Source organism: Streptomyces liliiviolaceus (genome assembly GCF_018070025.1).
In the GTDB taxonomy this organism is placed as follows: Bacteria; Actinomycetota; Actinomycetes; order Streptomycetales; family Streptomycetaceae; genus Streptomyces; species Streptomyces liliiviolaceus.
On sequence record NZ_JAGPYQ010000001.1, the window covers coordinates 4,871,616 to 4,893,020 of the forward strand.

Sequence of the window (21,405 nt, forward strand, 5' to 3'; positions counted from 1 at the left end):
CGCCGTCCGGCACACATGTCCCCTACGTCTGCTACCAGTTGATCTCAGTCGCCAGGAAAGGTTCGTTCTCCGGAGCCTGCTTGCGGGCCGCCAGGACGCGCTCGGCAGCCGCGCCGACCGGTACGCGCAGGGGAGGTTCGTTCTGTTCGACGGTGTCGGCCACCGCGGAGGCCACGTCTTCGGGGGTGACCGACTCGCCGCGCAGGGCGCCCAGTGCGTCGAGCAGCGGAGCGTACGGGTCCTTCTCCTTCACGTACGCCTTGGCGCGTTCAGCGCCACCGGAGGAGACCGCGCCGGGCTGGATGAGACTCACCTTGACGCCGAAGTGACCCGTCTCTATGGCGAGTGTTTCGGCGAGCGCCTCCAGTGCCCATTTGCTGGCGCCGTACGGGCCGATCATCGGCAGCACCAGGCGCCCCTGGATGCTGGAGACGAAGATGAGACGGCCCGCTCCCTTTTCCCGCATCGCGGGAAGCACGCCCTGCACCACCCGCAACGCCCCGAGGGTGTTGAGCTGGAAGAGCCGCTCGACCTCCGCGAGCGGCACGCTCTCCAGGGGCGCGCGCACGGTGTCCCCCGCGTTGCTGATCAGTACGTCGATGTCGCCGGCGTCGCTCATGGCCTGGTCGACGCTCTGCTGATCCGTGACGTCGAGGCGCAGCCGTCGGTCGACGGGGAGGTCCGCCAGCTGTTCCGGGCGGCGTGCGGTGGCGACCACCCGGTGGCCGCGCCCTGCGAGTTCGACGGCGACGGCCCGGCCGATACCTCTGGACGCACCGGTGACGAGTACGGACGACATGTTGGAACTCCTGATTCGTCGGGGTGGAGCGACCCGGCCGGGGTCGACCGGGCCGAGGTTCCGGCTCAGGCGGCGGCCTTGCCGCCGACGAGGTTGCCCTTCATGAGCCACGTCGGGCCTTCGGCGTAGGCGCTGGCCCGCGCGAAGAACGCGGCGAAGTAGGGGCCTCCGGCGTGCGCGTCGAAGGCCTCGACGTCCGCGTAGGCCTCGTTCAGATAGAAGACGTCGGGGTTCTCCTCGTCGGCGATGATCTCGAATCGCCGCGAGCCTGGCTCGTTGGCGAGGGAGTCGCGCGCGGCCCGCCCGGCCGCTTCCACGAAGTCGTCGCGATGCTCCGGCTGGACGGTGAAGGAAACCAGGAATTGGTACATGAGGCCGCTCTCCTCGAAGCTCGACGCCTTGAGCAGTTCACTGACTGAACTATCCTGCTCGTCACCGTAGCACGCGCCAGTTCAGTGAGTGAACCAGCTCTGTTAGAATCGGCGTATGACGCTCCCCAAGACCTACGCGGACCGGAACTGCCCGCTGGCGCGAACACTGGAGGTCGTCGGAGAGCGCTGGACGCTGCTGATCGTCCGGGACGCGTTCTACGGGGTGCGGCGGTTCGGGGACTTCGCCACGCAGCTCGGGATCCCGCGCGCGGTCCTGACCTCGCGACTCAAGTCCCTCGTGCAGGAGGGCGTACTCACCCGTGACGACGACAGTGCGGGCGGCGTCGAGTACCTGCTGACCGCCAAGGGAATCGCCCTGTGGCCGGTCGTCCACTCCCTGATGAACTGGGGCGAGGCCTTCTACTCCCCCGACGGACCGAGGCGCGTCCTCCGCCACGACCAGGACGGGGGCCTCCTCGACGCCCAGGGGCGCTGCCAGGAGTGCGGTTCGGTCGTCCCCGTTCCGGCGATCCGGGTGGAGACCGGCCCCGGATTCCAGCCGTCGGACTCCGTTCAGGATCCGGTGTCGACCGCGATCAACACGCCGCGCCGCCTGCTCGAACCGATCACGACACCGCGCGCATCCCGCTGAGGGCTTGCAGCGAAGCGTTCTCCGACAACTCCCGGTCGGGATCTTCGATTTCAGGCCCCGCTGTCCGCCGAATGGGACGCCTCGACTCACCCGGTCCGGACGCCCACGCATGAAAAGTGAACTGGATCACATGCTGTCACAGGGGTGGCGCAGCCGGTGTCTTGAGCTCGAACCGGTCGAACCGAGGGAGACATCATCATGGTGCAGAACACGGACGTGGTCGTGGTGGGCGGCGGATACGCCGGAGTCATGGCGGCCAATCGCCTGACCCAGCACGACGGCGTGACGGTGACACTGATCAACCCGCGGCCCACCTTCGTCCACCGGGTCCGCCTGCACCAGATGGTGGGCGGGACCGAACACCGCCGTCGTCGACTACCAGGAGGTCCTCGCGCAGGGAGTGCGGCTGGTGGTCGACAGCGTGACGCGGATCGACGCGGCCGGGCGCGGTGTGGAGCTGGCGAGCGGTGGTGCGGTCGGCTACGACTACCTGGTGTACGCGGTGGGCAGTGGCAGCGCCGACCCGCAGGTGCCCGGGGCGGCCGAGTTCGCCTACCCGATCGCCGGCCTGGAAGAGGCGCAGCGGCTGCTGCCGGTCCTCGACGCCGCGCCCGCGTCGGCCGCGGTGACGGTCGTCGGAGCCGGTCCGACGGGCATCGAGACCGCCGCCGAGCTGGCGGAGCAGGGCCGCAGCGTGACCCTGGTGTGCGGCGGGGTGCTCGGTCCGTACCTGCACCGGCGGGGACGGCGGTCGGTGGCCGGGCGGCTGGCGGCGCTCGGGGTGAAGGTTGTGGAAGGCCCCGCAGCGAAGGTGACGGCGGTGGCACGTGACGCGGTCCGGCTCGCCGACGGCCGGCAGCTGCCCAGCGCGGTGACCATCTGGACCGCGGGCTTCGGCGTGCCGGACCTGGCCTCCCGCAGCGGGCTGAGCACCGACGTGCTGGGCCGTGTGCTCACGGACGAGACGCTGACGAGCGTGGATGACGACCGCATCGTCGCGGCCGGAGACTCGGCGGCGCCGTCGGGCCTGCCGCTGCGGATGAGCTGCCAGACGGCGATGCCGCTCGGAGCGCGGGCCGCCGACACGGTCCTCAGCCGGCTGGCGGGGGAACAGCCCGGGCCCCTCAACCAGTCGTTCGGAGCGCAGTGCATCAGCCTGGGCCGGGGCACCGGCATCTTCCAGTTCGGCAACAGGTCCGACGTGGCGGTGTGGTTCCACATCGACGGCCGCCTCGGCGCGAGGATGAAGGAAGGCGTGTGTAAGGGCATCGTGAAGCACCTGGCCGACGAGGCGCACAAGCCCGGTGGGTACAGCCTGCACCGCGTGAAGGGCGGCGCCGTACGCCGTGAGGCGCTGGCGACCCTGCGCGCCGAGGCACCGGTCGTCGAACGGACTTCCTGAGTACGGGGCGGACGACGGGGAGATGATCGGGACATGAGTGATGATCGCGCCGCCGCCGACCAGGCCACCGAGACCTTCATCGCGCAACGCAACCTGCTCTTCACCGTCGCGTACGAGATGCTCGGCTCGGCGGCCGATGCCGAGGACGTCCTGCAGGAGACCTGGCTGCGCTGGGTCGACGTCGACCTCCAGCAGGTGCGCGACCAGCGCGCGTACCTGGTCCGGATCACCACCCGGCAGGCACTCAACCGGCTGCGCACGATGTCCCGGCGCAAGGAGTCGTACGTGGGCCCGTGGCTGCCGGAGCCGCTGCTGACCACCCCGGACGTGGCCCAGGACGTCGAACTCGCCGAGAGCGTGTCGATGGCAGTGATGCTGGTCCTGGAGACGTTGTCACCGACCGAGCGGGCCGTCTTCGTCCTGCGCGAGGTCTTCGACGTCGGCTACGACGACATCGCGGCGGCGGTCGACAAGACCCCGGCAGCCGTCCGCCAGATCGCGCACCGCGCCCGCCGTCGCGTGGACGCCCGGCGCCCACGCGCAGTGGTTTCCCAGCGTCAGACGCGGGCGGCAGTGGAGTCGTTCGCGCGGGCACTGGAGGACGGGGACCTGCAGGCGTTGCTCGACGTGCTCGCGCCTGACGTCGTCTACATGGGCGACGGTGGCGGCGTGAAGCATGCCGCGCTGCGGCCGATCGTCGGCGCCGAGAAGGTGGCCCGCCTGCTGGCGGGCGGGCTCGGCAAAAACACGATCCCGGTCACCTTCGGCCCCACCATGGTCAACGGCAGTCCGGCGCTGGCGGTCCACCTGGACGGTGAGCTGGACAGCATCGTGGCGGCCCGCGTGGAGGCCGACCGCATCACCGGCCTCTACGTCGTCCGGAACCCCGAGAAGCTGTCCCGCACCGCATCCGAGACTCCGCTCACCCTGCGATGAACTCCCGTAGTTGGTGAGCGACTTGGTTGGGTTGGGTTCGGTGAGGCGAGCTGTTTGCGACGGCAGTGGGGTGAAACTGGCCCTTGACGTCCTGGTGGCAGTGACCGCACTGGTGGGCATGCGCAACAAGCGACCGCGGGCCTTCTACGCTGTGGGGTCGTTCGCGGCGGCCGCAGCGGTCGTGGCCGTCGCGTGGGAGTAGTCCCCGGCGGGCCTGAGCGCGGGCGCGTACTCGGGTGCGTACTCGGGGACGATCTCGCGCCGGCCCCGCCGCTGATCACCTTCGGCCCGACGTCGGGCACGCTCGCGTCGGCGAACCCGCTCCCGTCAACGCTCCTGCCGCCTACCGTGCCTGCGGCCCCGGGCCTGCACGACCTCCTGCGCGGCCGTCCACACGACGATCAGCGCTATGGCCAGCCACAGGACATCGCTCCACGACTCCCCCAGCCAGAAGTGGGAGAAGACAGCGGCGCCGCCGAAGCCGAGCACCGCCAGACCGAACCTCACCCGGCGGCGTGGCCACGGGGTCCGCGACCGCCCGGTCGCCCGACGTTCATCCGACATGCCCAACTTCGTAACACGAAGGGGCAGTTCGGATTCAGGGGCCGTGTTGTCCACGCGTCCGCCGACACCGAACCGGTCGTCGCCGTCCCTGACCGCAAGCGGAACCGCCTCCGCACTCGCCCAGAACTGGCCCACCGTCCCCCCGACGGCCCTGGTCGGCAGGGTGCGACCGGGAACGGCGCCGCTTCCTCACCGAACCGGACAGCGCCGACACGTCCGCCGCGCCACGCGAAGCCGTACGTCGGCAGTACGTCCATCGGGCACAGCACCGCCGGCCGCGCCGGGGCCGCCCTCCCTTTGCGTGAGGGAACCGGGTCGCCGCTGTCCATCCCCTCCCCCGTCAGGGCAGTGGAGACATCCGGCACGGCCGACCCCGTCCGCGTCCGGCGAGTGCCGGACATGTTCCGGACCGTCCGGGTCCCGGAACCCTGTGGAGCAGGCTCGGAAAGCGGTTCGGGCGGTGCCCGCGTGGTGAGCGCGGGCACCGCCCGAAGCGACGTCGGCGGCGAGGAAAGCGAAAGAACTTGTTTTCATTGCAGGAAATTGAGAAGGAAGCCCCTTCATGGCCTCGCCGTGATGAACGCTAGCACTCAGCCCGGGATCACGTCGCGCAGGTTTTCGAGGGTGATGGCCGTCGAGTCCGGGTGCAGGCCCTCGGGACGTTCGAGCCCGATGTAGAGCACGGGTTCGTCCGGGACGGGCTCGCCGTCCCACAGGTCCACCACCGTGGAGTCGTCGGACATCAGATCCACCAGGTACCACACCGTCAACTGCTGCCGCTCCACGAGGGCGCGTACCGCTTTGGCCACCGACACCTGGTTCTCCTCGACCCGGTTGGCCGACGAGATGCCCTTCAGGTACAGGTGCAGCCACTTCGCGCGCCACCGGCCGTCGTCCTCCCGGCGGAACACCAGCGGCAGCGCCACTCGGCCCACTCCGCGAAGCTCGGACTTCATACGCACCGTGCGCGGCTCGAACGGCCGGCCTTTCTGCTCACCGTCCCGCAGCATGAAGCCGAAGAACGACTCGGCTGTTTCCTCGAAGCCCTCACCGGCGTAGATGTTGACCTGCGGAACGATGAACGTGCTACGGACCCGGCCCAATGACAGGTTGATGAATTCCGAGGCCCCCTCGGGTGCCTCGGTGACATCACCCGAGTGCTCAGCTCCGGCAGCCGTGAGCGATGTGTAGGAGAGCCAGGAGTCAGTGCTGTAGTCGGCGTTGAGGAGCAGCGCCGAGAGGTCGTAGTCGGTCCGTTTCTCGGTCTCCTTCCAGTACGCGAAAAACCGCAGCTGTTCGCCGTCGACCGTGGAGAGTGACCCGCGCGGCAGGACGCCGAGCCCCGCCGTGGTGGCCCTGCCGCTGAGCGGGAGCGCCACGTCGAGGACGTCGGGGTCGAGGAGCAGTCGGCGTGGTGCCGGGAGCCTGCGGCGTATCTCGGCGTCCAGTGCACTGATCAGACGGTCGCGGTCGGCGGCGGGGACGGGTGGCCGGACGTCAGGGGTCACCCAGCCCCGGCCGCGACTGTTGATGAAGATGCGGGCTTCGCCGGTCTCCCGTTCCCGGTTGTGGAAGTGCTCGCGGACGGAGAGCACGACCCGGCCGGAGACCTCGGGGGCGACCCGCACCGCGGCGGCCACCACCGCATCCCGCTCTTCCTGGTCGGCGGCGGTACGCAGCAGGAGGTCCAGGGAGCGGAACAGCTTGCCGGGAGCGGACTGCAGCAGCCGCACCGCGCCGAGGACGTCGAACTCGTCGAGCCGCTTCTCGACACGGCTGTCGAAGGACCACGCCGGCTTCTCGCCCCGCGCCACCGCGAACACGTCGGCGGCGTGAGGCCAGCGCGGGTACTCGTGCGGGTGCAGACGCTCACCGAGCCGCTTGAACGGCTCCCGGTGGGCGTGCACATCGGCCAGCTTGGCAGGGTTCGCCGCGATGACGGTGTCGAGGCCCGCGAGCAGGGCACGGCGGGCCGGACGTGACAGTGTGCGGAACCGGGTCGGTTCCCGCAGTGTCACGTCGCCGCCCGACAGTGCGCAGGCCAGCCGGAGCACGTCGGTGACGGTGTCCAGCAGGAGGTCCGCGCCGACGGCGAGACGGGCGGCGTTGACAGCCGCCCGATTCTCCCGGACCGGGATCGACTCGGGCTGTGGCCCGAGCGCGCACCGCTCGGCGAGTGCCTTGAGGTCGAGCAGGTGCTCCTCGCCCAGGGGTGTCGTGGAGCCGGCCAAAGCCAGGTACAGGCTGGTGAGTTCGGTGTCCAGATCCGAGCCGAGGTGCAGGACGGTCACCCGGTCCCGTGCCGAGGCGATCAGCTCGTCCTGCGCGGCGAGCATCTCCTCGTAGGTGTGCTGATAACGGCCGTACACGGGAAGGCTGAGCAGATCCAGCATCCCGTGCGTCAGCTGCTCCACCACACTCTCGCGCGACGTTTTGTCGGCGAGCGCCTGCGTCACGCACCGCATCCAGAATTCTTCGGTGTCCGGCACGTTCGCCGGGAAGTCGATGAAATACGAGTTGTGCTGGACATGGTCGCCCACCATCTCGCTCACCGTCCGCAGGGTCCGCCTGGCGGTACGCACGACGGCGGCCTCGGACAGCCCCGACAGCCGCTCCAGCAACTGAGCGGACAGCTTGAAACCCACCGACGCCAGCGCCGCGTCGAACTGCCGCGCCACGACGGCCCCTTGACCCGCGGAGCCCTGAGGGGAGGAAAGACGGTGAGTGTGCCGAATGACCAGTGCGTCGAAATCGTGCGCCATTCAGGGATGATCGCAGAGACGTACGAACACATGCACTGGGGTTTTTGCGTGGTGCAGTACGGCGTGCCCGCGGTCGCCCTGGGGAGCCTGGAGTGGATCAGCGATGCCGACATCGAGGCCCGGAAGCCCGGCGCATCATCCCATGCGCGGCGAAGATCGTCTGATGCCCGATCGTGATCCACTGGCGTACAACCCCGTGTAGACCACAGCCGTCTGAAGAACGCGCCGGAGGATCGGTCTCCGGTGCGTTTGTCTACAGAGATCGGGGATCAAGTGGGGAAGAAGCTCTGGAGAGCTGTCGTGGCCGGTGGCGCGGTCGCGGTGTTCACCGGTGTTGCCGCGGTGCCGGCCGGTGCGGCCGAAGGCGGGGTCTCGTTCACCCGTGTCCAGGTGAACGGTGGCAAGCCGATCGTGATCGGGGTGTCGAAGGAGGTCGCGGTGCCCGCCTCCTTCCGGATGACGACCACCCACAAGTGGAAGTGGCCGGCGGTGTTCCTGTACCGCGGCAATGCGGATGACCGGCTGTGGCACGCCATCGAGACGAGCGACTGCATCAAGGTGAGTTCGGGCGTCTGCGACTTCGACGAGACGATGTTCTTCGACCCGAGCGTATGGGACATGCACAACAGCGAGGCCGGAGCCTGGAAGGTCGCGGCCGAGGTGTACTTCCAGGGCGGCGGCGGTGACACCGACGACAAGGGCCTCACGGCCTACGTGAAGCGCAACTCCCGTCTGACCGTGAACGCCTCGCCCGAGCCGGTGACCAAGGGCAGCACGATCACCGTGACCGGAAAGGTCACGCGGGCCAACTGGGAGACCCGGAAGTACGCCTCCTCCGGGGGCCGCCTGGTGAGCCTGCAGTTCAAGCCCACCGGGGCCGCCTCCTACACCACGGTGAAGAAGGTGTACGCGAACGGCTCGGGTCAGCTCAGGACGACCGTGAAGGCGTCCAAGACCGGCACGTGGCGCTGGGTGTACTACGGCAACACCACCACCGGACCGTCGAACTCGGCCGGGGACAACGTCGTAGTGAAGTGAATGTCCCTGGGCTGCCTCTCGACCTGTTCGGCAGCCCGGCGGACGGCTTCCGGGCCGGCCGTCCCCCTGGGACCGGGCCGGTGATTCGCCCGGCCCGGTCCCCGGTCCCGGACATCCGGAACCCTGCCCCCCTCGTCCCGCATCCGTGGATCCCCCTCCTCGGCGGGCCGTGAAAAGACAGTGGCATGACCCGACTGTGGGGAACCTGAAGGTTCCTGAAGGCCCTTCAGGTTCCCCACAGGACCGATCGGTCATGCTGGGGGCATGCGGATACTGGTGGTCGAGGACGACCGGCGGTTGGCGGAGCTGCTGGGCCGGGGCCTGGTCGGCGAGGGGTACGCCGTCGACATGGCTCATGACGGTCCACGCGGCCTGGAGCTGGCGCTGCAGAACGAATACGACGTACTCGTACTGGACGTGATGCTGCCTCGCCTCAACGGCCTGCGGCTGTGTGCGCAGCTGCGCCAGGAGGGCGTGTGGACGCCGGTCCTGATGCTCACCGCCAAGGACGGCGAGTACGACCAGGCCGAGGGCCTGGACACCGGCGCGGACGACTACGTCACCAAGCCGTTCTCCTTTGTCGCACTCGCAGCCCGGTTGCGCGCCCTGATCCGCCGAGGCCGCCCCGAGCGGCCCAGCGTGATCCGGATCGGAGACCTGGAGATCGACCCGGCCGGCCGCCACTGCCGACGCGGTGGCCGCGAGATGGCACTGACCGCCCGTGAGTTCGCCGTTCTGGAGTATCTGGCCAGCCGCAAGGGCCAGACGGTGTCCAAGTGCGAGGTCCTCGAACATGTCTGGGACGACCGTTTCGACGGCGACGTCAACATCGTCGAGGTCTACATCAGCGCCCTGCGCCGCAAACTCGACACTCCCTTCCAGCGGCGCTCGATCCGAACCGTCCGGGGCGCCGGCTACCGCCTCGACGCCGGCGAAGGCACACCACCATGAAATGGATACGTCTGATACGGCTGATGCCCCTGCTGCGTCGGCTGTCCCCCGCAACGATCCGCCTGAGGCTGACCCTCCTGGCCGCCGTGATCGCCGCGGTGCCCCTGGCCGCGGCCGCCACCGGCACGGCGCTCGCGGTACGGGCCTCGATCCTCCAGGACGGCCAGCGGCGCAGCGCGGAGACCCAGCACTGGCTGCGCGTGGAAGTGAAGCGCGATCAAGTGACCGACAAGCACAAACCAGTACCGCGCTGCCACTCCAACCCACATACGCCCCAGGCCCCCCAGCGCGTCAGTTTCTGCAGGAAGCCCTACGACTTCAGTTCCGGCAAGCCCGGACCGTCCGGCCGCGAGGCGATGTACGACGCCCTCAACAATCAGGGAGCGCTGTCCCTCGCCCCCTGGACCTCTTCGACCCCTATCCAGCGGCCAGGCGCCTATCCCCAGTTCTCCGACTACGTCGTGCTGATCTATTCGCTCCGAGCCGAACAGGCCCGGCTGAACACCTTCGTCTGGTCCCTGGCCGGCGGAACACTGGGGCTCGTAGCCCTGATCGCGGGCAGCACATGGTTCGCGGCCGGCCGGGTGCTGCGACCGGTCGAGGCCATCCGTGCCGAGTTCGCCGAGCTCAGCGCCCGTCATCTCGACCGGCGCGTTCCCGTTCCCCGAGCGGGCAACGAGATCGCGCGTCTCGCCACCACCATGAACACCACCCTCAACCGGCTGCAGACCGCCGTCGACCGGCAGCGGCAGTTCACCGCGGATGCCTCGCACGAACTGCGCACGCCGCTCGCCTGCCTGCGCACCGAACTCGAACTCGCCCTCAACCGGCCTGATGCCGCCGACTGGCCCCAGGTCGTTCGCGCGGCCCACGAGGACACCATCCGCGTACAGGAACTGACCGAGGACCTGCTGCTACTGGCTCGTCTCGACGCCGAGCACGGCGACCGGCAACCGCGGCGGACCGTCGACCTCACCGACGTCGTACGGGAGGAGACCGTCCGTCGTCGACCGCCGCACGGCATCGAGATCGACCTGCGCACGGAGCCCGGCCCGGTCGCCGTGACGGGCCACCCGGCTCTGCTGGCCCGCGTCATCGGCAATCTCCTCGACAATGCCGAACGCTACGCGACCAGTGCCATTGCGGTCCGTCTGACCCACGACACCGACCACGGCACAGCGGTGGTTGACGTCGTCGACGACGGCCCCGGCATCCCGCCCGAGGACCACGAGCGGATCTTCGAACGCTTCACCCGCCTCGACGACGCCCGCGCGCAGGACACCGGTGGTGCCGGTCTCGGCCTGGCCATCGCCCAGCGCATCGCCACCGCCCACCACGGCACCCTTGAGATCACTCCCCGTACCCGTGGCGCGCATTTCACTCTCCGCCTTCCCGCGCGCCTGCCCTGAAGTGCGCCGCCTCGTACGGTGCGGACCGGCAGGCCTTACCCGGTCCGGCTACCGGGCGTGGCAGGAGGCGCCGTTCGTAGCCTGTCCAGTCCGGCCATCTGCTGCGCCGTACTCCTCGCGATGGCCGCCGCCAGTCCCGTCGCCTCGTCGGCACGGCCTTGGTTCTGCTCGCCGGCGCACAGCATCCGGGACTGGGTGAAATGGGCGCGCAGCGCGTCGGTGAGGATCAGGTCGAACGGCCGGCCCTTCGTGGCGGCCGCCGTGTCGAGGGTGTCGAGGCCGACCATGCCCGGCATGTTGTGCCCCTCGTGGGGGCGCGTGTCCGGTACACCCGACCGCTTCAGCGCGGCGCGCAGACGGGCGAGGTCCGTACGCAGTGCCGAACCGGTCCTCGCCGCCAGCGTGGCCACGGCCGGGTCCGCCGAGCGGGAGGGCGCCAGGTCGGTCAGCTGCCGGGCACGCTCGGCCATGGGGATCATCAGCAGGATCCAGGCGGTGTCGGTCGCGTTGAAGGCCGATGTCCGCGACGCGGCGGCTCCCGGCGACGTACCGCTGGTCGCCGGCTGCGCGGTGCAGCCGGCGACCAGCAGCGCCACAACCGCGGCGCACACCGACCACAGGGTCAGAACGTGCCGGCGGAGTTGCACTTGGCCTTCTGGGTGATGCAGTCCTTCACTCGGTGTCCGAGAGCGGCGTTGTCCCAGGCGTTGAAGAAGTCGCCGTGGATGGACGACGCCATGCCCGAGGCCAGCCGGAAGCCCGCGCTACTGCCGCTGGTCGGATAGCTGACGACGAAGGAGAGGTTGGGGATGGCGACGGGGTAGGCGCCGCTGCACTTGCCGTCGTAGGTGAACGCCACATGCGACTTGTGGTCGGGGCTGTCGAGGTTCTTGCCGTCCCAGCAGTCGGGGAAGACGAGTTGGTGGGTGAGGTGGGCCTTCGGGGCGCAGACAGGCCAGTTGCCGTCGGCGCTGCGGCCGATCTCACCGCCCTCGCCGGAGCACCAGTACTGACCGGTCGATCCCGCCGGGGTGGGCGTCTGCGCCTTGGCGTCGCCCGCGATCATGCGGAATCCCTCAGGGAAGGGCACGGTCGCCGAGGGGTCGGTGAGCCGGGAACCGTAGTAGACGATCATGCCCTCGGCCTCGACGGCCCTGTCGCCCTCGTAGAGGGAAGGGATCCAGTACGCCGAGAGGTCGTCGGCGGGGGTGCAACTGGTCGGTTTGTTGGACAGCAGGGACTGGGTCGTGGTGAACGCGTCGGTGCTCTTGTTGCCGAAGAAGCTGTGCATGTGGGACGCGCCGGGAAGACCCGGCAGGACGATCGGGTCGTCCGGCCTGGAGTGACTGTAGGTGCAGGTGGCGTTGAACTCCGGAACCCGGACCACACCGCCGGGCACCGCGGCCGGCGTCATCGCACGGAACTGACTCAGCTGGGCGTTCCACTTGGTCTGGTCGACGGGGACCCAGCCGGGCGCCGCGCCGCCGCCCTCTCCGACGAACGAGAACCAGTTGATGTTCACGAAGTCACCGGCCCCCGAGCCGCGCACCACGGCGAACACCGTCTGCGCACCGGTGGGGTGGCTGGAGACCTCGGTCTCCCGGGTCGCCCAGGTCTGCCAACCGCCGGTCGGGGCAACCGAGATGACCGCGAGCAGCGGTCCGGTGAGGCTGCCGGTACGCAGTTCGACCGTGCCCGAGCCGACGGCGGAGGCGATCCGGGCCGACACCGTCAGCCGGCCGGCCGTGCCGAGGTCGACGTTGTCGAACCGCATCCAGTCGCCGTCGGCGAGGAACGCGGCGTTCTGCCCGCCTCCCATGTCCGCGGTCGCCTCCAGCCCGACGCCCGACTGGGCCGCGTAGGACTCGGCCTGGACGGTGACCGTCGCGGCCTGCGCCCGCTGGGTCGACACGGTCAGGCTCAGGGCGGCGGCCAGAGCGACCACCAGGACGTTCACCAAGAGTGTGTACAGGGGGACGCGATATCTGCGCATCTCACTTCCTCACGAACATCGGGGGTGACGGAATGGTGCGACGGAGCTGCTTGAACGAACGCCGAGGTGGCCGGGGCCCGGTCGTCGGCCCGGGCCCCGGCCTGGGAACCGACGGCTACTGATAGACCCGTACGAAGTCGACGAGCATCTTGGACGGGAAGGGAGTGCTCGCGTCCGTCGGACCCGGCCAGTCACCGCCGACCGCGAGGTTGAGGATCATGTAGTGCGGGTGGTCGAAGATCCACGGCCCGCGTGTCTGCTCCACCTGGTCCTTGTCGAGGGAGAAGACGGTCCGGCCGTCCAGGCTGTAGGTGATGCCCTTGCTGTTCCAGTCGGCGGCCCAGGTGTGGAAGTCGTCGGAGAAGTCGGCGTTCCCGGGCAGGGTGTACGGCGAACCGATGCCGCCTCCACCGTTGTAGGCGGGCGCGTGGACGGTCGAGTACGCGGTCTTCACGTCCTTGCCGAGGACCTCCACGATGTCGACCTCGCCGTTGTACGGCCACGGCCGGCCCGTCAGGAAGTCGGCGCCCATCATCCAGAACGCGGGCCACAGGCCGTTGCCCTTGGGCACCTTGATGCGTGCTTCGACGCGCCCGTAGGTGAACTGGAACGTCGCGCCGGTGTTCATCCGCGCCGAGGTGTACTGGCAGGTGGTGCTGCCGCTCAACGGGTCACGCGGGCACGACGATCCGGCGGTGACCTCCTTGCGGGCCTCCATCACCAGGTGTCCCGACCCGTCCAGCGAGGCATTGCGATGGTCGGTGTAGTACTCCAGCTCGTTGTTCGGCCCGGTACCCGGGTCGGCCCGCCACTTCGAGGCGTCGGGCTTGCCGCCCGCGGCGCCGTCGAACTCGTCGCTCCACACCAGCCGCGGCGGGTTAGCGGGGTCGCTCGGCAGGGGCGGGGGCGTGATCGGGTCCCCGCCGGTGCCGTACACCTGGAACTCCCACAGCGAGTAGCCGTACGGGGTGGCGCGTTCCGTGCCGAACATGCGCACGTAGCGGCCGGTGCCGGAGACGGTCAGTGTCTGCTTGAAGCCCGTGCCTGACGTCGTCGAGTAGATCGGCGTCCAGTCGGTGCCGTTCGGTGAGACCTGGATCTGGAAGGACTTGGCGTAGGCGGGATCCCATTGCAGGACGACCTTGTCGATCTGTGCCGTCGCGCCGAGGTCGATCGAGATCCAGCCCGGGTCGGTCCAGCCGGTGGTGGAGCTGGTGGCCCAGCGCGAGGCGGGGTCACGGTCGAACGCCCTGGCCGGTGTGCACTCCCAGCAGTTCCCGTCGCTCTGGGAGGAGGAGGCCGCGCCCGGCCTGCCGTAGGAGAGCAGCCTGCCCGGGTCTCCGCCGGTACCGCCGGCGGTGCCGTACACCTGGAACTCCCACAGCGAGTAGCCGTAGGCGGTGGCGCGTTGGGTTCCGTACATGCGCACATAGCGGCCGGTGCCGGTGACCGTCAGGTTCTGGGTGCCGCCCGTGCCCGAGGCCGTCTGGTGGACGGTGGTCCATGTCTGCGCGTCGCTCGACACCTCGATCCTGAACGCGGTGCCGTACGCGGCTTCCCAGTTGAGGACGACCCGGCTGATCCCGGCACTCGCGCCGAGGTCGATCTGGATCCACTGCGGATCGGCGAAGGCGCTGGACCACCGCGTCCCGGGGTCTCCGTCGACGGCGCTGCGGGCGTTGAAGTCCCCCTCGGTACTTGAGGCGGTGGCGGTCTTTCCCTGCGAGAGCAGGACCTCCGCTGCCTGTGCGGAGGGGGCGGGCAGAGCGATGAACGTGAGTAGTGAGGCGGCGAGCGTCAGAAATAAGGCGCAGCGACGCAACAGAGCTTGCACGGGCGACTCCTCAAGTGGGGGCGAGGTGAGGGAGCGCTCCCTGAAGGGGAGAATGGAGGGATGCGTGAAAGCTGTCAAGAGCTGTTTCACCTTGGAAAAACAGCGGTGTTACGCGTACGAATTCTTCAGGGAGCGGTCCCTGGAGCCGCTCGCGCGACATCGTCGGCCCGGAGACGGCGCAGGAGGCGAGGGACTCTTGGGCATGCTCATGACGCTCCTGCCTGCGGATACGCTGCTCACAACGTCATGACGCTGAGCCGGAGGTCGCCCTGATGAGAAAACCCGCCCCGCGCACGAACCCGGGCGGCGACACAGGGGACGGACAGGGATGAAACGCCCCACTCTGGAAGTGGTCGCCGCTCGGGCGGGCGTGTCCAAATCGAGCGTCTCCCGCGTCATCAACGGCGAGACGACGGTCGCCCCGGAGATCCGGGACGTCGTCATGCGCGCGGTGCGCGAACTGGGTTACGTGCCCAACGGGGCTGCCCGCAACCTCGTCACCCGCCGTACCGACACCCTCGCCGTGGTGGTCTCCGACCCGCCGCAGGGAGTCGTCTCCGACGACCCCCTCTTCTCGGCCGTGGTCCGCGCCGTCAGCCGAGAGCTGGAGAAGGCGGGCAAACGGCTCGTGCTCATGCTCGCGGAATCGGACCAGAGCCGGACCCGGGTGGTGCAGTACATCGCCGGCGGACACGTGGACGGCGTACTCCTGGTCGCCCTGCACGGTACGGACTCCCTGCCGGCCGCGCTCGCCCGGCAGGGTCTGCCCGTCGTGTCCTTCAACCGCACCTCCGCACAGGACGTCCCGTACGTGGCGCTGGACAACGCCGGCGGAGCGGCGCTGGCCGTACGTCACCTGCTGGAGCGCGGCCGGCGCCGGATCGCCACCATCACGGGGCCGCTCGAACTCCACGAGGCACGCGAGCGCCTGGCCGGCTACCGGCAGACGCTGCAGGACACCGGTCGGCGCTCGATCGTGGCACTGGGCGACTTCACGAGGGCGTCCGGCGCCGAAGCCATGCGCCAGCTCCTGGAGGACGATCCCGACCTCGACGCGGTGTTCGCGTCCAACGACCTGATGGCGATCGGAGCCCTGCGCACGCTCCAGAAGGCGGGCCGGCGCGTGCCCGAGGACGTGGCGGTGATCGGCTTCGACGACATCGAGGCCGCGTCCTACACGAGCCCCGCACTCACCTCGGTACGCAGCCCGATGGCGGACCAGGCGACCGCGGCCGTCCACCTGCTCCTCAACCTGATAGACGGCGGCCCCACAGATCCGGTGATCATGCCGAACGAACTCGTGGTGCGCGAATCGACCTGACCGCGCGGCTTGTTCCGCGACCGGTCTCGCGACTGATCTCGCGTTCCGGAACCGCCGGGACCGGCTCGGTGGCCAGGGAAGCCGGACGGCCCTCCTTCAGGGTTTCCAGGTGCGGAGGAAGGCCGTGATCCGTTCGGCGGTGCAGTGCGGGTCGTTGAGTTCGTTGGCGAGCGCGGTGAGTTGTTCGCGGGTGGGGTTGACGGGGATGTTGCTGGCTTCGAGGTACATGACCGCGACGGCGCAGGCGACGGTGAGGTTGGAGCGTTCCAGCCAGCGGCAGCGGCCGAGGCTGTGGACCAGGGCGGCGGCGCGGGCGTAGGGGCCGTCGTAGACGGGGGTGTCGAGGAGTTCGCCGCGATGGCGGGCCACGGCGGCGATCGGCACGCCGTAGTCGTCGGCGGCCGGGTCGCGATGGCCCGCCCGTTCGGCGACTTCGAGGATCCAGGATTCGTCGACGTGCAGGATCACGCGGCGGCACCCGGCTGCGGCTGCGCGTACGGGGCGTCGAGCTGCTCCTCCAGGTCGTCGAGGAAGGCGCCGTGCTCATTGATGAGCCGCTGGGCCGCCGCCATGCCCGCGGCGCGAGCACCGGTGGTGTCCTCGATGATCAGCCGCTCCACGTACTTGTTGAAGTCGAGCCGTCGGGCGGCCGCGGCGGCCTTGCCGGCGGCGAGGACGTCCTCTTCCAGCCGGACCTGCGTCTGCTTCTTCATGGAAGTCACACCCAGATGGTAGCAGGGTGGTAGCTGCCGCGCGGGGGATGTGGCGCGGGCGGATGCGGCGCGGGCGCTGGATGCCCCAGATTCCCTGTCGCCCTACCGGAATCTGCACTCCGACGATAAAAATCGACACCGTGTAGACTTTTGGGTGAGGGAGCAACCAGGCTCCGTCCGAGTCCCAGCTGGAGGAACAGTGCAGGAACAGAAGTGGCTCATCACCGGCGTCAGCACGGGCCTCGGACGCGCCTTCGCCCAAGCGGCCCTGACCGCCGGGCACACCGTCGTCGGCACCGTCCGCTCGGAGAAGGACCTGCGGGCCTTCGAAGAGCTCGAACCCGGACACGCTCACGGCCGCATCCTCGACGTGACGGACGGCGACGCGGTCGCGCGTGTGGTCGCTGAGGTGGAGCAGAGCGTCGGAGCTCTGGATGTCGTCATCGCCAACGCCGGCTTCGGCCTGGAGGGCACCTTCGAGGAGACCCCGCTGGCCGAGGTGCGGCGGCAGTTCGAGGTCAACGTGTTCGGGGTGGTGTCCACCCTGCAGGCCGTGCTGCCCCACATGCGCCGGCGCCGTAGCGGACATCTGATGGCCGTCACCTCCATGGGCGGGCTCATGGCCGTGCCCGGCATGTCCGCCTACTGCGGCAGCAAGTTCGCGCTGGAAGGCATCCTTGAGGCGCTGGGCAAGGAGGTCGCGCAGTTCGGGATCCACGTGACGGCGATCGAGCCCGGCTCCTTCCGCACCGACTGGGCCGGACGGTCCATGACACGTGCCGAGCGGTCCATCGACGACTACGACGAGCTGTTCGCCCCCATCCGTGAAGGGCGGCAGAAGGCCAGCGGGAATCAACTGGGCAACCCGGCCAAGGCCGGGGACGCCGTCGTACACATCACGTCGGTCGACCAGCCGCCGGCCCACCTCGTCCTGGGCTCGGACGCGCTGCGACTGGTCACCGCCGCGCGCACGGCCGTGGACGAGGACATCCGCGCCTGGGAGACGCTCTCCCGTACGACCGACTTCGCCGAAGGTGCTCAGCTCTGATGCCCGGCAACCACCCCGCGCGAAGCCGACGCGGCACCGAGCGCAAGGGCGACGTCCGGGAGCGGGCCATTCTGGACACCTGCGAAGCCCTGCTGGCGCAGAAGGGCTACGACGCCATGACCGTCGGCGACATCGCCCAGGGCGCCGGTATCACGCGTGGCGCCCTGTACTTCTACTTCGGCTCGAAGCAAGAAGTGGTCACGGCGCTCGTGGCCCGTACGGTCGAGCACCTGTGGGAGCGGTCGCGGGTCACCGCGCAGGCCGATGAACCGCGCCAGGCCATCGCGGCAGCCATGCGGCGCACGGTCGAGCTGTGGAACGAGCACGGCCTGGTCATGCGTACGGCGATCGACCTGTCGCTGACCGTGCCGGAGATCGGCGAACTGTGGAGCCGTACAGCTGACTTGTTCATCGCAGCCATCACGGCCGTCCTGGAACGGGCCGGCATTCGGGCCGGCGGCGAGCCGGAACAAGCGTCGGCGATGGCACGCGCTCTGTGCTGGATGATCGAGCGCACCTTCTACCACGCCTCGCAGGAGTCCCGCGAGGATCTGCAAAACGCATCCTCGACCTGTGAACACATCTGGCTGGTCAGCGCGGGCCTGACCGCCTGATGCATCCGGTGTCGGGACTGCATCAGCCGCTGAGGAGGATGGACGACGGCCGTCGTCAAACCCCGTGTGTGCGCGGGCGGTCGGTAATTCCGATCACGCAGTGGCGCCGATGGGGTAGCCTGTCCGGGATTTCGTGCGGCAGGTTCGCTGCCGCCCCGTTCGGCGCGCTCGGCGTCGACACGCACCGCGTGCCCTGCCCGGAAGGAGGCGAGAGACATGGACCGTGCTGAATGCGTTGCGGCCATAGTTGCCTCCGGCCGTGTGCCCTCCCTCCTCTGCGGCGCGCGGTAGCTCCTCCCCCTTCCTGTTTCCTGTCGTCGGCATCTTCCTGAGATGCCGCGTCACGAGATGTCCTGGCCTGCGCGGTTCACCGCCGCGCGGGCCGCGGGGGCGCGCGCCCGAAGACGGGCCCTTCTTTTGCTGGTCATCGTGATCTCGGCGTTCCGCGCCGCACGACCGGCAAGAGCACCGGCGTGAATGACACGCGGTTGGTGAGGCAGGCCCCGGGTGCTGTTCGCGGTTCCCGCTGCCCCACCGCCCTGCCGTGTCCCCGTGCTGCGTACACCGGCCCGTCGTCACCACCGCGACCGTCCCTGGCCGGCTGTCTCGACAGCGCTTCGACACGAAACGTGCGTGATCGTCATGAGCAAGAGTCCTCCCGAACGTCCCGGAGGGGAATCCCGTCCCGGAGGGGAATCCCTCCCCCGCGGCCTCTCCACCCCTTCCACGGCCACCGGCCGCTCTCCGGACCGCGAGGTTCCCGCCGCGACTCCGACTCCTGTGCCGACACCGGCATTGGCAGCGGCACCGGCACCGGCACCGGATCCGAAGCGCTGGTGGGCGCTGGCCGTCATCGCCCTCGCCCAGCTGATGGTGATCCTCGACGGCACCATCGTGAACATCGCGCTGCCCTCCGCCCAGCACGCTCTCGGCATGTCGGACGGCGACCGGCAGTGGGTGATCACCGCCTACACGCTGGCCTTCGGCGGGCTGCTGCTGCTCGGCGGCCGGATCGCCGATCTGGTGGGCCGCAAGCGCACCTTCGTCATCGGCCTGGCCGGGTTCGCCGCGGCCTCCGCACTGGGCGGCGCGGCGGCCGGTCCCGGGATGCTGTTCGCGGCGCGGGCCCTGCAAGGTGCGTTCGCGGCGCTCCTGGCGCCCTCGGCCCTGTCACTGCTGACGACGACGTTCACCGACCCCAAGGAGCGGGCCAGGGCGTTCGGGGTCTACGGTGCGCTGGCCGGCGGCGGCAGCGCGGTCGGCCTGATCGTGGGCGGTCTGCTGACCGAGTACCTGAACTGGCGCTGGTCCCTGTACGTCAACGTGCCCATCGCGCTGGCCGCCCTGCTCGGCGCACCGGCCTTCCTGCGCGACCGCACCGGCCGTCGGGACGGGCGCCTGGACGTGCCGGGCGCACTGCTGGGCTGCGGCGGGCTCGTCGCCCTCGTGTACGGGTTCAGCGAGGCTGAACCTCGCGGCTGGGCCGACCCGTCGGTCCTCACGCTGCTCGTGGCCGGCGTGATCCTGCTCGCCGCCTTCGTGTGGTGGCAGAGCCGCGCTGCGAGCCCGCTGCTGCCGCTGCGCATCGTCAAGGACCGTGTCCGGGCCGGATCGCTCGCGACGATGGGCCTGGCCACCGTCGGCATGTTCGGCGTCTTCCTGTTCCTGACGTACTACCTGCAGGTCGTCCTCGGCTACCCGCCGGTGCGGACGGGCCTGGCCTTCGTGCCGATCTCGGCCGGCATCGTCATCGGCGCCACCCAGATCGCGGCCCGCCTGCTGCCACGCACGGCACCGCGCGTCTTGATGTCGTCCGGCATGGTGCTGGCCGCCGCCGGAATGGTGCTGCTCAGCAGCCTGACCGTGCATGCGCAGTACGTCCCGCGCGTGCTGCCCGCCCTGCTGCTGCTCGGCCTGGGCATGGGCCTGACCTTCATGCCGGTCTACGCGACGGCCACGGCCGGCGTGCCCGCGCAGGACGCCGGTGTGGCCTCGGCCGTGCTCAACACCGTTCAGCAGATGGGCGCTTCGCTGGGCACCGTGCTGCTCAACACCATCGCCACCGGCCGTTACGTCCACTCGCACGTGCACGATCCGGTCCACGGCGGCGCGACCCTCGACGAAGGCATGGTGCACGGCTTCTCCGTCGCCTACCGGTGCTCGGCGGGCGTCCTGCTGCTCGCCGCCCTGGTGGCGGGCCTCACCGTACGGCGGAAGACGCCGAAGCATGCCGGAACCGACGCACGGGCCTGACCAGCCAGGGCCACGTCCCACAACCGGCACAACGAGCCGGGGCCACGTCCCGCCACCGGCCTGACGAGCCTGGGCCGCGTCCAGCCACCGGCTTACGCGCCGAGGTCGTGTCCGGCCACCCTCCACCTCACCCCTCGAAGGACCTCCCATGAAACCCCTGACCGAGCACGACATCCGTACCTCGTTCGTCAACTGCTCGAAGGGCGAGGCCAAACGCCTCCCCCTGCCCAAGAACCTGGCGGACCTCGACCACTGGGACGACCTGGACTTCCTGGGCTGGTTCGATCTGTCCGCGCCCGATCGCAAGTATCTCGTCGTCGAACGCGCCGATGAACTCGTCGGCCTGTCCCTGCGCTCCTCTTCCGGCAACCGCGGCTTCCTTCGCCGCAGCCTGTGCTCGCTGTGCCTGACCACGCATCCCGGCAGCGGTGTCTCCCTGATGAGCGCCCCCAAGGCAGGCCCGGCCGGCCGCGGAGGCAACTCGGTGGGCGTCTACATCTGCGCCGACCTGGACTGCTCGTTGTACGTACGCGGCAGGAAGAAGGCGGCGCCGGGCGGGCGGATGGAGGAGTCCCTCACCGTCGAGCAGCAGATCGAGCGGCTGCGCGGCAACCTCGACGCGTTCGTGGAGCGGGTCTTGAACTGACGCCGACAGGGGCTCGACGGACGTCGCCGCCGAGCCCCTGTCATCCCGACCACCGCGGCAGGCACAGCCGGCCCCGGCGATCACCCCCGTGGGTCATGG

The 21,405-nt window shown here is 69.6% G+C and carries 21 protein-coding genes and 1 pseudogene; 13 read left to right on the forward strand and 9 right to left on the reverse strand.

The features are described from left to right. Positions 1-31: 31 nt before the first annotated feature. Both J8N05_RS21335 and J8N05_RS21340 read right to left on the reverse strand, forming a co-directional pair. Complete coding sequence (locus J8N05_RS21335; protein WP_210884971.1) at positions 32-799, reverse strand: SDR family oxidoreductase; 768 nt, start codon at positions 797-799, stop codon at positions 32-34. Positions 800-864: 65 nt separating this feature from the next. Then, entirely contained in the window at positions 865-1,170 is a 306-nt protein-coding gene (locus J8N05_RS21340) for a putative quinol monooxygenase (RefSeq protein ID WP_210884972.1), read from the reverse strand. A 115-nt stretch (positions 1,171-1,285) separates the two neighbouring features. On the opposite strand from J8N05_RS21340, the gene J8N05_RS21345 reads away from it, so the two are divergent. The 4 genes and pseudogenes from J8N05_RS21345 (at position 1,286) to J8N05_RS47965 (ending at position 4,362) form a co-directional block, all read left to right on the forward strand. Further along, on the forward strand, positions 1,286-1,822 hold the full coding sequence (locus J8N05_RS21345) for a winged helix-turn-helix transcriptional regulator (RefSeq protein ID WP_210884973.1): 537 nt from the start codon (positions 1,286-1,288) through the stop codon (positions 1,820-1,822). Between the two features lie 198 nt (positions 1,823-2,020). Continuing rightward, positions 2,021-3,224: pseudogene (locus J8N05_RS21350) on the forward strand (NAD(P)/FAD-dependent oxidoreductase). Positions 3,225-3,257: 33 nt separating this feature from the next. Further along, positions 3,258-4,160 carry an RNA polymerase sigma-70 factor gene (locus J8N05_RS21355; protein WP_210884974.1) on the forward strand — a complete coding sequence of 301 codons (903 nt, stop codon included), beginning with the start codon at positions 3,258-3,260 and terminating at the stop codon, positions 4,158-4,160. A 70-nt stretch (positions 4,161-4,230) separates the two neighbouring features. Beyond that, positions 4,231-4,362: a hypothetical protein gene (locus J8N05_RS47965; RefSeq protein WP_282108163.1), complete on the forward strand. Its 132-nt coding sequence runs from the start codon at positions 4,231-4,233 to the stop codon at positions 4,360-4,362. Positions 4,363-4,487: 125 nt separating this feature from the next. Here the strand turns inward: J8N05_RS47965 and J8N05_RS21360 are convergent, their stop codons facing one another. Together J8N05_RS21360 and J8N05_RS21365 are read right to left on the reverse strand one after the other, a co-directional pair. Further along, positions 4,488-4,724 (reverse strand): hypothetical protein, encoded by a 237-nt coding sequence (locus J8N05_RS21360; RefSeq protein ID WP_210884975.1) that lies wholly within the window; start codon positions 4,722-4,724, stop codon positions 4,488-4,490. 590 nt (positions 4,725-5,314) lie between these two features. After that, positions 5,315-7,486, reverse strand: coding sequence for a TerD family protein (locus J8N05_RS21365; protein WP_210884977.1), 2,172 nt, complete (start codon positions 7,484-7,486; stop codon positions 5,315-5,317). Here J8N05_RS21365 and J8N05_RS21370 point away from each other — a divergent pair. From J8N05_RS21370 to J8N05_RS21385, 4 genes are all read left to right on the forward strand, one after another. Next, positions 7,445-7,663 carry a hypothetical protein gene (locus tag J8N05_RS21370; RefSeq protein WP_210890610.1) on the forward strand — a complete coding sequence of 73 codons (219 nt, stop codon included), beginning with the start codon at positions 7,445-7,447 and terminating at the stop codon, positions 7,661-7,663. The genes J8N05_RS21365 and J8N05_RS21370 overlap by 42 nt on opposite strands. A 96-nt stretch (positions 7,664-7,759) precedes the next feature. After that, positions 7,760-8,524 carry a hypothetical protein gene (locus tag J8N05_RS21375; RefSeq protein ID WP_210890285.1) on the forward strand — a complete coding sequence of 255 codons (765 nt, stop codon included), beginning with the start codon at positions 7,760-7,762 and terminating at the stop codon, positions 8,522-8,524. Between the two features lie 264 nt (positions 8,525-8,788). After that, complete coding sequence (locus J8N05_RS21380; RefSeq protein WP_210884979.1) at positions 8,789-9,475, forward strand: response regulator transcription factor; 687 nt, start codon at positions 8,789-8,791, stop codon at positions 9,473-9,475. After that, the gene (locus tag J8N05_RS21385) at positions 9,472-10,884 is read left to right on the forward strand and encodes a sensor histidine kinase (RefSeq protein WP_210884981.1); all 1,413 of its coding nucleotides are present in this window, start codon (positions 9,472-9,474) and stop codon (positions 10,882-10,884) included. The genes J8N05_RS21380 and J8N05_RS21385 overlap by 4 nt, the downstream gene beginning before the upstream one ends. Positions 10,885-10,919: 35 nt before the next feature. Here the strand turns inward: J8N05_RS21385 and J8N05_RS21390 are convergent, their stop codons facing one another. From J8N05_RS21390 to J8N05_RS21400, 3 genes are all read right to left on the reverse strand, one after another. Continuing rightward, the gene (locus J8N05_RS21390) at positions 10,920-11,495 is read right to left on the reverse strand and encodes a DUF305 domain-containing protein (protein WP_210884983.1); all 576 of its coding nucleotides are present in this window, start codon (positions 11,493-11,495) and stop codon (positions 10,920-10,922) included. Positions 11,496-11,506: 11 nt separating this feature from the next. Next, positions 11,507-12,877, reverse strand: a complete 1,371-nt coding sequence (locus tag J8N05_RS21395) for a DUF1996 domain-containing protein (RefSeq protein WP_210884985.1) — start codon at positions 12,875-12,877, stop codon at positions 11,507-11,509. Positions 12,878-12,992: 115 nt separating this feature from the next. Then, positions 12,993-14,711, reverse strand: a complete 1,719-nt coding sequence (locus tag J8N05_RS21400) for a discoidin domain-containing protein (RefSeq protein ID WP_407699923.1) — start codon at positions 14,709-14,711, stop codon at positions 12,993-12,995. A 328-nt stretch (positions 14,712-15,039) separates the two neighbouring features. Here J8N05_RS21400 and J8N05_RS21405 point away from each other — a divergent pair, with 328 nt between their 5' ends. Next, positions 15,040-16,032, forward strand: coding sequence for a LacI family DNA-binding transcriptional regulator (locus J8N05_RS21405; protein WP_210884987.1), 993 nt, complete (start codon positions 15,040-15,042; stop codon positions 16,030-16,032). Between the two features lie 96 nt (positions 16,033-16,128). Here the strand turns inward: J8N05_RS21405 and J8N05_RS21410 are convergent, their stop codons facing one another. Further along, positions 16,129-16,500: a fic family toxin-antitoxin system, toxin component gene (locus tag J8N05_RS21410; RefSeq protein ID WP_210884988.1), complete on the reverse strand. Its 372-nt coding sequence runs from the start codon at positions 16,498-16,500 to the stop codon at positions 16,129-16,131. Then, the gene (locus J8N05_RS21415; protein ID WP_210890287.1) at positions 16,497-16,745 is read right to left on the reverse strand and encodes a hypothetical protein; all 249 of its coding nucleotides are present in this window, start codon (positions 16,743-16,745) and stop codon (positions 16,497-16,499) included. Before J8N05_RS21415 ends, J8N05_RS21410 begins: the two co-directional genes overlap by 4 nt. 199 nt (positions 16,746-16,944) lie before the next feature. Here J8N05_RS21415 and J8N05_RS21420 point away from each other — a divergent pair, with 199 nt between their 5' ends. The 4 genes from J8N05_RS21420 to J8N05_RS21435 all read left to right on the forward strand — a co-directional run bounded on the left by J8N05_RS21420 (position 16,945) and on the right by J8N05_RS21435 (position 21,306). Next, a complete protein-coding gene (locus tag J8N05_RS21420) occupies positions 16,945-17,793 on the forward strand; it encodes an oxidoreductase (protein ID WP_210884989.1) in 849 nt (282 codons plus the stop codon). Next, positions 17,793-18,407, forward strand: a complete 615-nt coding sequence (locus J8N05_RS21425) for a TetR/AcrR family transcriptional regulator (protein WP_210884990.1) — start codon at positions 17,793-17,795, stop codon at positions 18,405-18,407. Before J8N05_RS21420 ends, J8N05_RS21425 begins: the two co-directional genes overlap by 1 nt. A 642-nt stretch (positions 18,408-19,049) precedes the next feature. Further along, complete coding sequence (locus J8N05_RS21430) at positions 19,050-20,660, forward strand: MFS transporter (protein WP_247706385.1); 1,611 nt, start codon at positions 19,050-19,052, stop codon at positions 20,658-20,660. A gap of 148 nt (positions 20,661-20,808) precedes the next feature. Continuing rightward, positions 20,809-21,306 (forward strand): FBP domain-containing protein, encoded by a 498-nt coding sequence (locus J8N05_RS21435; RefSeq protein WP_210884992.1) that lies wholly within the window; start codon positions 20,809-20,811, stop codon positions 21,304-21,306. The last annotated feature ends 99 nt before the right edge of the window (positions 21,307-21,405 follow it).